Below are 13828 nucleotides of genomic sequence, written 5' to 3'. Positions count from 1 at the left end.
GACCGGTGGTGCGGTACGGCGGTCACCGAGTGCCGTTGCCGGGCGCGCAGAGGCTGGCGCTTCCAAGGGGTCCGGACCGGCACGTCGGGGTGCTCGGCGTGGCTCCCCCCCGGTGCGCACGACGAAGACGTCCCGCCACGACCGGTGCGTTCTCCGGAGGCGACGGAAAAAGGCTGCGGGTGGATTCGCCGACCGCCGGCCGGCTGAGCCACCGTCCTACGAAACGGACACTAGCGGCACCCCGTGCGAGGCGTAAAGGTTTCGTCCCGGCGCAGGTCAGCGGTCCGGCAGGAAGACAGCGGTCACCCGGCCGTCGTCGCGGACGAGCGCGCCGGCGGGCAGGCGCGCGAACGCATGGGCCTGCAGCGCGTCGCCGGCCGAGCCGGCCACGTTGAGGACGAGCACCACGTACACGGTGAGGAACAGCTCCGCCGGCAGGTCGCGCAGCAGGTCGAGCAGCACCAGGCCCCACAGCACCACCGGGGTCAGCGCGACGACGACGGCCTGGCGCCGCGAGATCAGCGCCGGGCTCCCCGTGACGAGGTACGGCAGGCGGACGGCGAACGTCGGGCGGACCTTCGTCAGCCACCAGAGCACCGCGCCGTGCGTGGCCTCGTGCACCACCATGTAGACGACGCAGGCCGCCACGGTGACCGCCGCGACGACGGCCGGGTGCCAGGAGCCGTCGAGCGGCAGGTCCAGCAGGAGGGCGGCCGCGACGAGCCCGGCGACGGCGGCCGCGAAGCCGACCTGGATCGTCACCGCCGCGCGGGGGTCCTCCTTGAGGTCGAGCGTGCTGTGCAGGCGGTAGCCCACCGGCACCTCGGTCGGGGCCGTGCTCGCGGCGCTCATCGTCGTCCGTCCGTCGTCGTCCGGTCCACTCTGCCGCCGGCCCCCGCCCCTGGACAGGCCCGAAGGTCCTGGTCAGCAGCGTGCGGGCCACACCCGCCTCACGGCCCGCGCCCACACGCCCACGCCCACCCACGCCCACACGCCCACGCCCACACGCCCACGCCCACCCACGCCCACACGCCCACCCACGCCCACACGCCCACGCCCACCCACGCCCACCCACGCCCACACGCAGAAGACTCCGTCAGGCGATGGCTGACGGAGTCTTCTGGTCGGTGCTCGGTGCTCGGTGCTCGGTGCTCGGTGCTCGGTGCTCGGTGCTCGGGTGGTTGAGTTCGCCTCACACCAGGACGTCGTCCTCCACGGCGCGGCCGATCGGGTGGTTGGGCACGAACAGCCCGTCCGGGTCCACCACGGAGCGGATCGCGGTGAGGCGCTGCCACGCCTCGACGTCGTACCCGGTCCGCGGGTCGACGGCGTCCTCGGCGAAGTTGAGGTAGGTGCGCCCGTTGGCCCAGCCGGCCAGCGCCGACATCAGCGCGTCCGCGTCGGCCTGCCCCGCGGCGGCCATCTCCGGGGTCGCGGCGAGCCCGCCGCCGAAGGCGAGGAAGTCGCCGACGAACCGGTCGAGCGCGCCACCGCCCTCGTGCCGGCGGCCGACGGCCCCGCCGAGCTGGCGCAGCTCGGCCATCAGGAGGCTCGAGGTGGAGCCCGGACCGACCTCGGCGAGGAAGGCGTCCACCGCGGTGTCGGGGAAGGAGCCGAGCATCGCGGTGCCGGAGACGAGCGGCATGGGCTCCTCCGGGTCCATGTGCAGCCGGGCGAGCGAGGCCGCCGGCACCCGGGCGAAGGTGTCGACCTCCGGGTGCAGCGCCCGCAGCTCGCCGAGGATCTCGCGGGCCCGTTCGTCGGTGCCGAGCACGGCGCCGTCGATGATGGCGATGTGCCGGCCGCGCAGGAAGTCCGGCAGCTCCGGCAGCGGCGGGAGCTTCATCATCCGGAAGGACGTGGTGACCTCGTCCGGGGCTCCCGGCGCCCAGGCGGACCAGGTACGCAGGACCTGCTCGGCGTCGGCGGCGTCCCACAGCAGGAACCCCGCGTACGCCGTCGCGATCGGGTACAGCCCGAACTCGAGAGCGGTGACGACGCCGAACCCGCCGCCGCCCCCGCGCAGCGCCCAGAACAGGTCGGGGTCGTGCTGGGCGTCGGTGCGCACGATCTCCCCGTCGGCCGTGACGAGCTCGACCGCGGTGAGGCTGTTCGCGGCGAGCCCGAGCTTGCGGGCGTACCAGCCGAGGCCGCCGCCGAGGGAGTACCCGGCGATCCCGACGTCGGGGGAGGAGCCGTGCAGCGTGGCCAGGCCGTGGGCGGCCGCGGCCTCGACGGCGGGCAGCCACACGGTGCCGCCGCCCACGCGGGCGGTGAGCCGGTCGGGGTCGACCCGCACGTCGTTCATCGCGCCGGTGCGGACCAGGACGACGTCGTCGAGGCCCTGGGCGGCGAGCGGGCCCGGGTTGTGGCCGGTGCTCTGCGGGGCGACCCGCAGTCCGGCGGCGCGGGCCGCCCGCACGACGGCGGCGACCTCGGCGGCGCTGGTGGGGGAGGCGACGGCTGCCGGGCGCTGGTCCACGCCGCAGCTCCACGCGAGCCGGGCCGCGTCGTACCCGGGGTCGCCGGGCAGGTGCAGGGCGCCGGTGCCGGCGGTGCGCAGGGTGGTGGGGGAGAGCAGGTCGATGGTCACGGTGGTTCCTTCGTCGGTGGTGTCCGGTTGACGTCACCACCATCGCGAGCAGCGCTTGCGCGGCACTTGCGGTCGACTTGCGGCCTGCCGCCCCCAGGGGCGACCGGCTCCGGGGCCCTGCATGATGGGGCAGGTGAGAGCCCAGACCGCCGCCGGCTGGAACCTGCCCGACATCGAGCCCGGGCAGCTCGGCGTCGGCGCGCTGACGGTGCTTGCCGGGTACCTGCTCTCCCGGCTCCTGCGTGCGGGCCTCCAGCGGTACTGGCGCTGGCGTGGCCGCAGCCCGAGCTTCACCGCCGTCTTCTCGGCCATGGCCGGCTGGCTGCTGCTCGGCCTCGCGATCGGTGCGGGCCTGACGATCGCGTTCCCCAGCGTGCAGCCGATCAACATCCTCGGTGGGCTCGGCGTCATCTCGATCGCGGCCGGCATCGCGTTCCAGGAGGTGCTCGGCAACCTCTTCGCCGGGGTCCTGCTCATCAGCCGTGAACCGTTCCGGGCCGGCGACCAGATCGCCATCGGTGACGTGCGCGGGACCGTCGTCGAGATCAACCTCCGCGAGACGGTCGTGCGCACCTTCGACGGCCGGCGCGTCCTCATCCCCAACGCCACGATGAGCAGCGGCGTCCTCACCGTCCAGACGGGTTACGAGAAGGTGCGCACGTCGGTGGTCGTCGGGGTGGCCTACGACGCCGACCTGGAGCGGGCGCGGGCCCTCGCGCTCGCGGCGATCGACGGCCTGAGCACGGTGGCCGACGACCCGCCGCCCCAGGCGCTCATCACCGAGCTCGGTGCCTCGACGATCAACATCGAGCTGCGGTTCTGGTCGGGCGCCCGTCAGCTCGAGACGCTCGAGGCGCAGGATCAGGTGATCGCCGCCGTCATCCGGGCGCTGAGCGACGCCGACATCTCCATGCCCGCGGACATCCGGGTGCTGGAGTCCTCGCCCAGCTTCACCGCGGCGCTCGCGGGCATCGGCCGGGACGGCGCCCGGGCGACGCGGCGGGGCGAGGACGACGGCAGGGCGACGCGGCAGGCTGACGACGGCGGCGGAACGACGCGACGCGACGGGGCCGACGGCGGTGCGACGCGGCAGGCTGGCGACGACGGCGGAACGACGCGACGCGAAGGGGCCGCCGGCCCCTCCGGCGACCGGTCGTAGCTGACGTCGCGTCCCTACGGCGCGAAGAGGGTCGTCGCGAAGCTATAGCGGGACGCGCGGTAGAGGTGCACCCCGTGCTCGATCGGACGCCCGGCCGGGTCGTAGGCGGTGCGCTCCATGGTGAGCAGCGCTGCGCGCGGCTTCTCCCCGAGGACCCGCGACTCTGCGGCCGTCGCGGCGCGCGCCCCGATCTGCTGGCGGGCGAGGTGAATCTCCACGCCCTGGGAGCGCAGCGCGGCGTACAGCCCCACGTCCGCCAGCTCGTCGTAGGTCGGCGCGATCTCGCGCGGGAGGTGGTTGGTCATGAGCGCCAGCGGCTCACCGTCGGCGAAGCGCAGCCGGCGCACGGTGACGACCTGGGCGTCGGCGGGCAGCTCCAGGGCCGCCGCCACCTCGGGCGCCGCCGCGCCCACGCTGTACTCCAGCACCGAGGTGCTGGGGTGACGCCCCGCGTTGGCGAGGTCGTCGTAGAGGCTCGTGAGCTCGACCTTCCGGCGCACCCGCACGGGCGCCACCTGAGTCCCCACGCCGCGCCGGCGCACGAGCATCCCCAGGTCGACCACCTCCTGCAGCGCCCGGCGGGCCGTGGGCCGGGAGACGCGCAGACGGTCCGCCAGCGCGATCTCGTTCTCCAGCCGCTCGCCGGGCGCGAGCTGGCCGGACTCGATGCTGCGCTCGATGGCCTTGGCCATCTGGTGGTAGAGCGGCACCGGGCTCGTGCGGTCCAGCTCGATGTGCAGCTGCGTCCCCTTGTCAGACATGGGCCCCGGTTCTTCGTCGGACGGATCGGACACGGCTTTGTGTCCGGACATTAGGAGGATCGTACCTGTTCTGCGCGGACCATGTGAGGTGGTGGCGACCGGCGTCGGAGGACGGGGGACGGCCGCGGCACTGTCGATCTCACGCCAGGACCAGCGCTCCAGGCATGTCAGGACAAAGTTTGACTTCGGTGCCCTTGTCAGGGCAGAGTTCCCCTGACGCCGTCGGAGCCGCCCGGCCCAGCGGCGATGTGACTATGCGGCACGGACCGCGAGGACGAGGAGGTGCCGCGGTGGGGATCGACGTCCTGACGGTCGGCCGGAGCGGTGTCGACATCTACCCCCTGCAGACCGGCGTGGGGCTGGAGGACGTCACCAGCTTCGGCAAGTACCTCGGCGGCAGCCCGATGAACGTGGCCGTGGCCTCCGCCCGGCTCGGCAGCAGCGCCGCCATCCTCACCGGCGTGGGCGACGACCCGTTCGGGCGCTACGTCCGCCGGGAGATGCGCCGGCTCGGCGTCGACGACGCGCACGTGGTGACGTCCACGGAGTACGCCACCCCGGTGACGTTCTGCGAGATCTTCCCGCCGGACGACTTCCCCCTGTACTTCTACCGCCGCCCCTCCGCCCCCGACATGCAGATCCGCCCCGAGGACGTGCCCGTCGACGTCGTGCGCAAGGCCCGGCTCCTGTGGCTCTCCGGCACGGGGCTGTCGGAGGAGCCGAGCCGCTCCGCGCACCACGCCGCCCTCGCCGTCCGCGGCCGGGCCCGGCACACCGTGCTCGACCTGGACTACCGCCCGATGTTCTGGGAGTCCCCGCTCCAGGCCCGCGAGCAGCTGCGCGCCGCGCTCGCCGGCGTGACGGTCGCCGTCGGCAACCGCGAGGAGTGCGAGGTCGCCGTCGGCGAGCGTGACCCCGAGCGTGCCGCGGACGCCCTCCTCGAGGCCGGCGTCGAGCTCGCCGTCGTCAAGCAGGGCCCGGCCGGGACGCTCGCGAAGACCAGCGAGGAGCGGGTCGAGGTGCCGCCCACGCCCGTGACCACCTTCAACGGCCTCGGCGCGGGGGACGCGTTCGGCGGCTCCCTCGTCCACGGGCTCCTGTCGGGCTGGTCGCTGCGGCACACCAGCGAGGCCGCCAGCGCGGCCGGGGCGATCGTCGCCTCCCGCCTGGAGTGCTCCACCGCGATGCCCACCGCCGCCGAGCTCGAGGCCGTCCTCGCCGGCACCCCCGTGGCCGAGCTCAACCAGACCCGGACGGCCGCCCGATGACCACCACCGAGGCCACCCTGGCCGCCGAGCTGGCCGAGATCCTCCGGATCCGCGCCACCGACCCCGGGCGCATCGCCGCCGCCCTGCACGAGCGGCCCCGCGGCCGCGTCCCGGCCGGGGAGAAGCTCATGATCATCGCCGCGGACCACCCCGCCCGCGGGGCGCTCGCCGCCGGCCCGGAGCCCGCAGCGATGGCGGACCGGCGCGACCTGCTGCGCCGCTGCGTCGAGGCCCTCGCCCGGCCCGGCGTGCACGGCTTCCTCGGCACCGCCGACCTCGTCGAGGACCTCACCCTCCTCGGGGCGCTGGACGGCAAGCTCGTCTACGGCTCGATGAACCGCGGCGGGCTGGCCGGCGCCTCGTTCGAGATCGACGACCGCTTCACCGGCTACGACGCCCGCGGCGTCGTCGCCTCGGGCCTCGACGGCGGCAAGATGCTCCTGCGCATCGACCCCGCCGACCCGGCCAGCGCGCGCGCCCTCGAGGCCGCCGCGCACGCCGTCGACACCCTCGCCGAGGCCGGGGTCACCGCCATGGTCGAGCCGTTCATCTCCCGGCGTGACGCCCGCGGCCGGGTCGTCAACGACCTCAGCCCCGAGGCCGTCATCACCTCGATCGCCATCGCGTCGGGCCTGGGCCGGACCTCGGCGTACACGTGGCTGAAGCTGCCCGTCGTCGCGGACATGGAGCGCGTCATGGCCGCCTCGACCCTGCCGGCCCTCATCCTCGGCGGGGACGTCGACCCCGACGCCGGGGCCGCCCGCGCCGGCTGGGCCCGGGCGCTGGCCATCCCCTCGGTGACGGGCCTGGTCATCGGCCGCTCCCTGCTCTACCCGCCCGGCGACGACGTCGCCGGCGCCGTCGACGCCGCCGTGGAGGTCATGAGGTGACCGTGAGCGAGATCCTCCTGCGCGCCGGCACCACCGGCCACGGCCCGTACTCGGTGGACGTCACCCCCGAGCGGGCCGGGTGGGCCTTCAGCGGCCTCAAGGTCCTCGAGCTGGCGCCGGGCGGGATCCACGAGCTCGCCACCGGCGACGACGAGCTGCTCGTCCTGCCGCTCGCCGGCGGGTGCGTCGTCGAGGTGCTCGAGACGCCCGGCGGTGGGGCTCCCGGCGTTGGTGCTCAGGACGGCGGGGCTCCCGACGGCGCCGCCCTCCTCGAGCTCCACGGCCGCCCCGACGTCTTCACCGCCGTGACCGACTTCCTCTACCTGCCCCGCCGGACCACCGCCGTGATCACCGCCCCCGACGGCGCCCGGCTGGCCCTGCCGACGGCGCGCGCCACCCGGGACCTGCCCGTGTCCTACCAGCGGGCGGACGCCGTGCGCACCGAGCTGCGCGGCGCCGGGGCGGCCTCCCGCCAGGTCAACAACTACGCCCTCGGCAACGACGTGCGCACCGACCACCTCCTCGTCTGCGAGGTCCTCACCCCGGCCGGGAACTGGTCCTCCTACCCCCCGCACAAGGACGACGAGCACACCGACGACGAGCGCGAGCTCGAGGAGATTTACTACTTCGACGTCGCCGCCGGCCCCGACGGTCCCGGCTTCGGCTTCCACCGCTCCTACGGCTCGCCGGGCCGGCCGCTCGACCTGGCCGCCGAGGTGCGCGCCGGCGACGTCGTCCTCACGCCGCACGGCTACCACGGTCCGTCGATGGCGGCCCCGGGGTACGACCTGTACTACCTCAACGTCATGGCCGGCCCCGCCGACGACGGCGCCTGGCTCATGACCGACGACCCGGCGCACCACTGGGTGCGCGGCACGTGGGAGCGCGAGCAGGTCGACCCCCGTCTGCCGATGACCCGTCCTGCGCAGGAGGCACGATGACCACCCCCGACGCCGACCGGCCCACCGTCCGCCTCACCGTGGGCCAGGCCCTGCTGCGGTTCCTCGCCAACCAGCACACCGAGCGGGACGGCGTCGAGCGGCCCCTCGTCGCCGGCGTCATGGGGATCTTCGGCCACGGCAACGTCGCCGGGCTGGGGCAGGCGCTCGCCGAGAACCACCTCGACCCCGAGCCGGCCGAGCGCACGGTCCCGTACTACCTCGCCCGCAACGAGCAGGCCATGGTCCACACCGCCGTCGGGTACGCCCGCACCGGAGCGTCCGCCGCTGTACCGGCCCGGCGAGGCGTACACCTTCCTCGGCGGCACCGACGCCCTCGGCGGCACCCGGCTCTACCTCAGCTGGCGCTCGCCGGGCACCGTGAGCGTCGGTCTCCGGCTGGAGTAGCCGCGGGCCATCCGCCGTGATGTGGCAACAGTCGGGGAGGTTTCGACGGCTCAGAGCGGCTGTTTCTTCCCCAGTCCGCCAGTTCTTCCCCGCTCGGCGACCCCGGCTGTCGGGCGGCGAAACGGCACCTGCCCCGGACGGCAGCGGCTGGCACCGGCGAAGCTCAGCCGGCGAAGCTCAGCCGGCGCGGTGGAACCTCAGCCGGCGAGGCTGCGCAGGTACGCGAGCGAGGTGGCGACGTCGCCCACCGGCCCCTCGCCGTCGGGGGCGCCGCCGAGGATGGTGTCCTGCTCGAGCACGTACCAGCCGTCAAACCCGGCGGCCGCGAGGTCACGGACGATCGACGCGAGGTCGACGTCGCCCTGGCCGAGCGGGACGTAGATGCCGCGCCGGACCGCCTCCGTGTAGGTGAGGTCGCCGGCCCGGACCGAGTCGGCCAGGTCGGCGCGCACGTCCTTGGCGTGGACGTGGTTGATGCGCGCGGCCCAGTCACGGGCGAGCTCGGCCGGGTCGGTGCCGCCGATGAGGAGGTGGCCGGTGTCCAGGCACAGCGGCACGGCGGAGCCCTCGAGCACGCGCAGGACCTCGGCGCGCTGCTCGATCATCGTGCCGACGTGCGGGTGCAGGCTGGCGCGGATCCCGCGGCGGGCAGTCACCTCGGTGAGGCGGTCGAGGTTGGCCAGCAGCGTGGCCCAGCCGTCGTCGTCGAGCTCGGGACGCTCGTCGTAGCCCTCCTGGCCGGTGGCCGCGGCGAGGACGAGGACGTCGCCGCCGGCGGCCTCGAAGCTGTCCAGCTCGCGCTCGACCTCCGGCACGGGGTCGTGGCCCGGGTCGTGCAGCACGACCGGCACGAACGCGCCGACCGCCTTGAGGCCGTACGGGGAGATGGCAGCGGCGCGCTCGGCCGGGGCCTCGGGCAGCCACCCCTGGGGGCCGAACTCGGTGGCCTCGAGACCGACGTCGCGCATCTCGGTCAGGACCCGCTCGGGGGTGAGCTGGTGGCCCCAGCCGGGCACCTCGCACACGCCCCAGCTGATGGGCGCTCCGGCGATCCTCATACCGTCTCCTTCTCCATGGGGGCGGAGGACCGCAGTCGCACGGTCTCCCCGGTGGCGGCGCTGAGCGTCGCCGCGTCGGCGAGCTCGAGGGCGGCGCGGCCGTCCGCGAGCGTGGGGCTCGGCGCCTCGCCGGCAGTGATCGCCGTGACGAAGTGGTCGAGCTCGCGGGCGTAGGCGGTGGCGTACCGCTCGAGGAAGAAGTCGAGGTACGGCCCCGTGGCCGCGCTCGTCGTCGCCCCGTGGTGGCGCACCGTCGTCGCCCGCACGTTGCCCACCTCGAGCGAGCCGAGCGGGCCGAAGACCTCCAGCCGCTGGTCGTAGCCGGTGGCGCAGTGGCGCGAGTTGACGATCGTCACGACGGCGCCGCTCTCGGCGACGAGGGTCGTGACGGCGCCGTCGACGTCGGGCTCCGGCACCGTGCCGAGACGCTGGCCGACGGCGTGGACGGAGGCGATCTCGCCGACGAGGAAGCGGGCCATGTCGAGGTCGTGGATGGCCATGTCGCGGAACAGACCGCCCGAGCTGGCCACGTACTGCGCCGGCGGCGGGGCGGGGTCGCGGCTGACGATCGTCACCTGCTCGACCTCGCCCACCTCGCCCGACCGGGCGCGGACCTCGGCGAAGGCCGGGTCGAAGCGGCGGTTGAACCCGACCATGACGCGCCGGGCGTCCCCGCCCACCGCCGCGATGCACGCATCGACCCGGGCGATGTCGAGGTCGACCGGCTTCTCGACGAGGACCGCCTTGCCCGCGGCGACGGCGGCGGTGAGGTGCTCGACGTGCAGCGCGGTGGGGGAGCCGACGATGACGGCGTCGACGTCACCTGCGGCGTAGACGTCGGAGACGTCGGTCGTGGAGCGGGCGCCGAACCGGGTCGCCAGCCGGCCGGCGGCCTCGAGATCGGGGTCCGCCACGAGCGCCAGGCTCGCGCCGGGGTGGGCGGCGATCGAGGCGCCGTGGACCGCGCCGATCCGGCCGGCTCCGATGAGGGCGAAACGCAGCACCGGGACTTCCCTTCCTTGGGTGGTCGCCGTCGGCACGAGCGGCCGGGCTTTGTCAGTACGTCCGGACAAGCGTAGCAGCGGGTCGGTGTGCCGTGCGGACCGTGCCCCACGTCCGGTCCGCACTGGTGCCCGGACTGCTCAAGGGGTGGATCCGCTACGACACCGAGACGTTCGACGATCCCGACCCCGGGCTCGTCCGGGCGGTGGTCGAGGCGCCCGTCGACCCGACGGAACGCTGACGGTGCTCCTCGACAGCCACGTCCTGCTCTGGTGGACGACCGACGACGCGCGGCCGGGACCGTCCGCCCGCGCGGCGATGGCGTCCTCGGCGCGACCGTCGTTCTCGGCGGCGAGCATCTGGGAGCTGCTGCTCAAGGTCCGCAAGGGCCGCGTTGGACCTGCCGGACTCCTTCGAGGCCGACCTCCTGCGGAGCGGGCTGACCGAGCTCCCCGTCACGGCGGGGCATGCCCGGGCGATGCTCGCCCTGACGGGCCTCGACGGCCACGACCCGTTCGACAGCCTGCTCGTCGCGCAGGCTCGGGCTGGGCGCCTGGGGTTCTTGACGGCCGACCGCGTGCTGCTCGGCGTGGGTCTGCCGTTCGTCGTCGACGCCGCTGAGGGGCTCAGGCGAGCGCGCCGCGCACCACCAGGCCGAGCACGGGCCGCGGGTCGGTCTCGTCGTGGCGGGCGACCCGGTGCAGGAGCAGGCCCTCGAAGCATGCGGCGACGGCGGCTGCCGCGTTGCGCGGGTCGCGGGCGCCGAGGGTGGCGAGGCTCGCGACCCCCATCGCCTCGAGGATCCCGCGTCCGCGCGAGAGCACCTCGCGGAGCGGTGGGTCGTGGCTGGCCTCGAGGAACAGGACGAGCCGGGCCGTCGTCGGGACGCGCGCCGGCCCGGTGAGGAGCTCGAGGAGGCTGCTGAGGCCCTCGACGAACTCCTCGGGCGTGGACGGCTGGGTGAACGTCGTGCCGACCCCGGGCAGCTCGCGCTCGAGGATCCGCACGGCCACCCCTTCCAGGAGGGCGCGTCGCGTGCGGAAGGAGTTCGACGTGGAGCCCTTGGGCAGGCCGGCCCGCTCGTCCACCCGCACGTGGGTGAGGGAGCGCAGCCCCTCGGTGCCGAGCAGCTCGACGGCGGCGTCGAGCGCCCTGGTCCTCGTCGTCGTCACGCTGGGCACTATAACAGTAGTGGCGCTACGGTGTTCGGACGGCAACGATGCCCAGTTGAGGGAGACGCCCATGCACGAGTGGATTCTGACTTCTCAGGCGGGGGAGGCGTTCACCATCCGCATCGGCGACGACGGCCGGATCGCCGACGTGGAGGGGCCCTGGCCCACTGAGCCCGGTGCGGAGATCGTGCTCGAGGGCGATCTGCCCGCCCACGCCTCGGCGCTGGATGCCCCGGAGTCGGTGCGGGCCGACGCCCTCGCTCACGGGTTGGACGTGTGCTTCCACAGCGAGAACCCGTGCCGGACCTGCTACTGCGACGGGTCCGGGCGGCTGATCCGCTGCGTCGCGATGTGCTGACGGGGCCGTCGTGGAGCGTCTCACCACCGACCGCGCCGCGCCGAACGGGACCTCGCAGGTCGCCGGCCGCGCACCCCACGGCGACGTCGCGGAGGCCGACGACGCGGCGCAGGAGTACCTCGACGCGTGCCTCGACTCCCTCGCCCGCGACCGCGACGCGCCGCTGCCCGAGCCGGAGACCTTGCGTGGCCTCCTCGGTGGGCCGCTGAGCGTCGGGCACGAGGTCCTCGACGACGGCGTCGCTCCGGCCCGCGCGTTGTGCCCGGACGGCTCGAGCGGCGACTGCTGGCGCGAGCAGCGGCGCGCGGGAGGCCGCACGTACTGGGTGTGGGTCTGCAGCTGCCACTGAGTGTCGGGGTGGTGGCCGCCACCGGCCGCTGAGCCGTCGGGTGTGTTCGTTCCGACCCCTCCTCCTCCGATGTCCCCGGGCGGCGATAGCGTGGCACCTCATCGCTTCCACCGAACGAATCGAGCCCCGCATGTCCGACAGCTCCGTCACCGTCTCGCGCACCGTCGCGGCGCCCGTCGAGACGGTCTGGGACGTGGCCACCGACCTCGAGGCCATGCCGGGCACCATGTCCGCGATCGCGCGCGTCGAGGTCCTCACCGGTGGCGACCCGTTCGACGTCGGCACGCGCTGGCGTGAGACCCGCGTGATGATGCGCCGGGAGGCCACCGAGGAGATGACCGTCACGCACGCCGAGCGGCCCTCGTCCTACACGGTCGAGGCCGACAACCACGGCGTGCACTACGTCTCCACATTCACGTTCACCCCGCTCGACGCCGTGCGCACGGAGGTCACGCTGACCTTCAGCGGCGAGCCCACCAAGCCGCAGAACCCGCTGGCCAGGGCGATGGGCAGGTTCGGCCTGAAGATGGTGAAGCGGGAGCTCGAGAAGGACCTCACCGACCTGGCCGCCGCGGCCGAGGCGGCAGCCCGGCGCGGCTGACGCCGGTCGACCTCACACCGGCACGACGGGTGCCGGCTCGGCCTCGAGGTGGAAGATCTCGGCGAACCGCGTCAGTGCCGCCGGGTCGCCGTCGAGCACGTGGACGACGCCGGTCCGCACCGCATCGTCCGGGGACACCCGGCCCGCGATCACCTCACGGATCGCCGGGCCCGCGGCGAAGGTGAGCGCAGCGCCGTCGGTCGGGCCTCGGGTGACGGTGAGGTCGCCGTCGTCGACCGTCAGGGTGAGGACGACGTCGCCCACGTGGACGACGAAGGTGCCCACCCACCCGGCCGCGGCCGCCGGGCGGAACGCCGTGCGGAAGGCCATGGTCATCGAGTCGGGCGTGACGACGTCGTCCGCCCCTGGCTCGCCCATGGCGCGGAAACCCCACCGCCCCAGCGCGAGGACGACGTCCTCGAGACCCCGGCCGTACTCCGTGAGGTCGTAGACGAGGCCGTGGGCGAGCGGGACCCGACGGACCACCCCGGCCGCCTGGAGCTCCTTGAGCCGGGTGGCGAGGATGTTCGTGGGGATGCGGGGCAGGCCGGCCTTGAGGTCGGAGTAGCGGCGCGGGCCCACGAGCAGGTCGCGGACGATGAGCAGGGCCCACCGCTCGCCGACCAGCTCGAGGGCCGTCACCACCCCGCAGTACTGCCCGTAGGTGCGTGCCGCCATGTCAGGCCTGCGACGCCTGCCCGTCGCCTCCGGCGCCCTGCTGCGCCATGAACGCCTCGGGTCCCTGCTCCGCGGCCATCGGGTGCATCCACAGTGCCGAGAAGAGGTTGCCGTCCGGGTCCTCGAAGTCGCGGGCGTACATGAACCCGTAGTCCTGGGGCGGTCGCGGCTCGGCGCCGCCGGCGGCGAGTGCGCGGTCGAGGATCGCGTCGACCTCGTCGCGGCTCTCGCGGCTGAACGCCGTCTCCACCTGCAGGGAGGTGCGGGGGTCGGCGATGGGCTTGTCGGTGAAGGTGGCGAAGAAGTCGCGGGTGAGGATCATGAGGTAGATGTGGTCGTCGATGACGACGCACGCGGCGTTCTCGTCGGTGAAGTTCTCGTTGATGCGCCAGCCCAGGCCGGTGTAGAACGCCTTCGCGCGCTCGAGGTCGGTGGTGGGCAGGTTGACGAAGAGCTCGGTGGCCATGATGTCTCCCTTGACGTGGCGGGTGCGCCGCTCTCGTGCGACGACATCATGGTTGCTAAAAACAAGTGTGCTTGTCAATAGCAAGTGCGGTTCGTGGGGCCCTCCCGCGACGCGTCGGACGCCCGAC

Annotated in this window: 17 protein-coding genes; 9 read left to right on the top strand and 8 right to left on the bottom strand. The window is 74.1% G+C overall.

All coding sequences use genetic code 11. From position 1 onward, the window contains the following. Positions 1-276: 276 nt before the first annotated feature. Positions 277-852 carry a DUF3267 domain-containing protein gene (locus AAEM63_RS11665; protein WP_341358446.1) on the bottom strand — a complete coding sequence of 192 codons (576 nt, stop codon included), beginning with the start codon at positions 850-852 and terminating at the stop codon, positions 277-279. Between the two features lie 340 nt (positions 853-1192). Next, positions 1193-2593 (bottom strand): FAD-binding oxidoreductase, encoded by a 1401-nt coding sequence (locus AAEM63_RS11660; protein WP_341358445.1) that lies wholly within the window; start codon positions 2591-2593, stop codon positions 1193-1195. Between the two features lie 133 nt (positions 2594-2726). On the opposite strand from AAEM63_RS11660, the gene AAEM63_RS11655 reads away from it, so the two are divergent. Next, the gene (locus tag AAEM63_RS11655) at positions 2727-3752 is read left to right on the top strand and encodes a mechanosensitive ion channel family protein (RefSeq protein ID WP_341358444.1); all 1026 of its coding nucleotides are present in this window, start codon (positions 2727-2729) and stop codon (positions 3750-3752) included. Positions 3753-3766: 14 nt separating this feature from the next. Here AAEM63_RS11655 and AAEM63_RS11650 read toward each other — a convergent pair whose 3' ends face one another. Then, positions 3767-4513: a GntR family transcriptional regulator gene (locus AAEM63_RS11650; RefSeq protein ID WP_341358443.1), complete on the bottom strand. Its 747-nt coding sequence runs from the start codon at positions 4511-4513 to the stop codon at positions 3767-3769. A gap of 254 nt (positions 4514-4767) precedes the next feature. Here AAEM63_RS11650 and iolC point away from each other — a divergent pair, with 254 nt between their 5' ends. The 4 genes from iolC to AAEM63_RS11630 are packed head-to-tail and all read left to right on the top strand — an operon-like array spanning position 4768 to position 8037. Further along, on the top strand, positions 4768-5781 hold the full coding sequence (iolC, locus tag AAEM63_RS11645) for a 5-dehydro-2-deoxygluconokinase (protein WP_341358442.1): 1014 nt from the start codon (positions 4768-4770) through the stop codon (positions 5779-5781). Further along, positions 5778-6671 (top strand): deoxyribose-phosphate aldolase, encoded by an 894-nt coding sequence (locus AAEM63_RS11640; RefSeq protein ID WP_341358441.1) that lies wholly within the window; start codon positions 5778-5780, stop codon positions 6669-6671. Before iolC ends, AAEM63_RS11640 begins: the two co-directional genes overlap by 4 nt. Before the next feature lie 2 nt (positions 6672-6673). Then, positions 6674-7612 (top strand): 5-deoxy-glucuronate isomerase, encoded by a 939-nt coding sequence (gene iolB / locus AAEM63_RS11635; RefSeq protein WP_341358440.1) that lies wholly within the window; start codon positions 6674-6676, stop codon positions 7610-7612. After that, positions 7609-8037, top strand: coding sequence for a hypothetical protein (locus AAEM63_RS11630; protein WP_341358439.1), 429 nt, complete (start codon positions 7609-7611; stop codon positions 8035-8037). The genes iolB and AAEM63_RS11630 overlap by 4 nt, the downstream gene beginning before the upstream one ends. A 177-nt stretch (positions 8038-8214) precedes the next feature. On the opposite strand, the gene AAEM63_RS11625 is transcribed toward AAEM63_RS11630, so the two are convergent. Both AAEM63_RS11625 and AAEM63_RS11620 read right to left on the bottom strand, forming a co-directional pair. Further along, entirely contained in the window at positions 8215-9075 is an 861-nt protein-coding gene (locus AAEM63_RS11625) for a TIM barrel protein (protein ID WP_341358438.1), read from the bottom strand. Beyond that, entirely contained in the window at positions 9072-10079 is a 1008-nt protein-coding gene (locus tag AAEM63_RS11620; RefSeq protein WP_341358437.1) for a Gfo/Idh/MocA family oxidoreductase, read from the bottom strand. Before AAEM63_RS11620 ends, AAEM63_RS11625 begins: the two co-directional genes overlap by 4 nt. A gap of 92 nt (positions 10080-10171) precedes the next feature. Here AAEM63_RS11620 and AAEM63_RS11615 point away from each other — a divergent pair, with 92 nt between their 5' ends. Then, the gene (locus AAEM63_RS11615) at positions 10172-10318 is read left to right on the top strand and encodes a hypothetical protein (RefSeq protein WP_341358436.1); all 147 of its coding nucleotides are present in this window, start codon (positions 10172-10174) and stop codon (positions 10316-10318) included. 385 nt (positions 10319-10703) lie between these two features. Here the strand turns inward: AAEM63_RS11615 and AAEM63_RS11610 are convergent, their stop codons facing one another. Beyond that, positions 10704-11249: a TetR family transcriptional regulator gene (locus AAEM63_RS11610; protein WP_341358435.1), complete on the bottom strand. Its 546-nt coding sequence runs from the start codon at positions 11247-11249 to the stop codon at positions 10704-10706. Positions 11250-11319: 70 nt separating this feature from the next. Here AAEM63_RS11610 and AAEM63_RS11605 point away from each other — a divergent pair, with 70 nt between their 5' ends. The 3 genes from AAEM63_RS11605 (at position 11320) to AAEM63_RS11595 (ending at position 12557) form a co-directional block, all read left to right on the top strand. Beyond that, positions 11320-11607 (top strand): hypothetical protein, encoded by a 288-nt coding sequence (locus tag AAEM63_RS11605; RefSeq protein ID WP_341358434.1) that lies wholly within the window; start codon positions 11320-11322, stop codon positions 11605-11607. A 10-nt stretch (positions 11608-11617) separates the two neighbouring features. Next, positions 11618-11956, top strand: a complete 339-nt coding sequence (locus tag AAEM63_RS11600) for a hypothetical protein (RefSeq protein ID WP_341358433.1) — start codon at positions 11618-11620, stop codon at positions 11954-11956. Positions 11957-12086: 130 nt separating this feature from the next. After that, on the top strand, positions 12087-12557 hold the full coding sequence (locus tag AAEM63_RS11595; protein ID WP_341358432.1) for an SRPBCC family protein: 471 nt from the start codon (positions 12087-12089) through the stop codon (positions 12555-12557). Between the two features lie 12 nt (positions 12558-12569). Here AAEM63_RS11595 and AAEM63_RS11590 read toward each other — a convergent pair whose 3' ends face one another. Then, entirely contained in the window at positions 12570-13235 is a 666-nt protein-coding gene (locus AAEM63_RS11590) for a helix-turn-helix domain-containing protein (RefSeq protein WP_341358431.1), read from the bottom strand. Position 13236: 1 nt separating this feature from the next. Then, complete coding sequence (locus AAEM63_RS11585; RefSeq protein ID WP_341358430.1) at positions 13237-13701, bottom strand: VOC family protein; 465 nt, start codon at positions 13699-13701, stop codon at positions 13237-13239. Positions 13702-13828: the final 127 nt, after the last annotated feature.

The organism is Georgenia sp. M64 (assembly GCF_038049925.1).
GTDB lineage: Bacteria > Actinomycetota > Actinomycetes > Actinomycetales > Actinomycetaceae > Georgenia.
Note: the sequence above shows the minus strand (reverse complement) of the source record. Positions and strands in the feature narration are given on the sequence as shown.